1 protein-coding gene is annotated in these 912 nt (G+C 71.9%); it reads left to right on the forward strand.

Annotated elements, in window-relative coordinates; all coding sequences use genetic code 11:
• On the forward strand, positions 1-868 hold an 868-nt coding region (locus ACFY5C_RS41520), incomplete at its 5' end, for a Gfo/Idh/MocA family protein (RefSeq protein WP_389455276.1).
• Between the last annotated feature and the right edge of the window lie 44 nt (positions 869-912).

Consider the following 912-nt stretch of genomic DNA (forward strand, 5'->3'; position numbering starts at 1 on the left):
CGAGGAGGCCCTGCGCACGGCGATCACCGCGGGCAAGCACGTCTACACCGAGAAGCCGACGGCCACCGGGCCGGCGGGCGCCCTGGAACTCGCCCGGCTCGCGACCGCCGCCGGCGTCCGGCACGGCGTCGTCCAGGACAAGCTCTTCCTGCCGGGCCTGCGCAAGCTCAAGCGCCTCATCGACGGCGGCTTCCTCGGCCGGATCCTGTCCGTGCGCGGCGAGTTCGGCTACTGGGTCTTCGAGGGCGACTGGCAGGAGGCCCAGCGCCCGTCCTGGAACTACCGCGCCGAGGACGGCGGCGGCATCGTCGTCGACATGTTCCCGCACTGGGAGTACGTGCTGCACGAGCTGTTCGGCCGGGTCACGAGCGTCCAGGCCCTCGCCACCACCCACGTCCCGCAGCGCTGGGACGAGAACGGCAAGCCGTACGACGCCACCGCCGACGACGCTGCCTACGGCATCTTCGAACTCGAGGGCGGCGTCGTCGCCCAGATCAACTCCAGCTGGACCGTGCGCGTCAACCGGGACGAACTCGTCGAGTTCCAGGTCGACGGCACCGAGGGCTCGGCCGTCGCCGGACTGCGCCGCTGCCGCGTCCAGCACCGCGGCACCACCCCGAGGCCGGTCTGGAACCCGGACGTCCCGGCCGCGTACTCCTTCCGCGACCAGTGGCAGGAGGTCCCCGACAACGAGGAGTTCGACAACGGCTTCAAGGCCCAGTGGGAGCTGTTCCTCAAGCACGTCTACGCCGACGCCCCCTACCGCTGGGACCTGCTCGCCGGAGCCCGCGGCGTCCAGCTCGCCGAACTGGCGCTGAGGTCCTCAGCCGAGGGCCGCCGCCTCGACGTACCGGAGATCACCCTGTGACCCTCCACCTGCCCGGCGCGCGCGGTGCCCTGCGCGCCTACGAG

The organism is Streptomyces sp. NPDC012935 (assembly GCF_042900345.1).
In the GTDB taxonomy this organism is placed as follows: Bacteria; Actinomycetota; Actinomycetes; order Streptomycetales; family Streptomycetaceae; genus Streptomyces.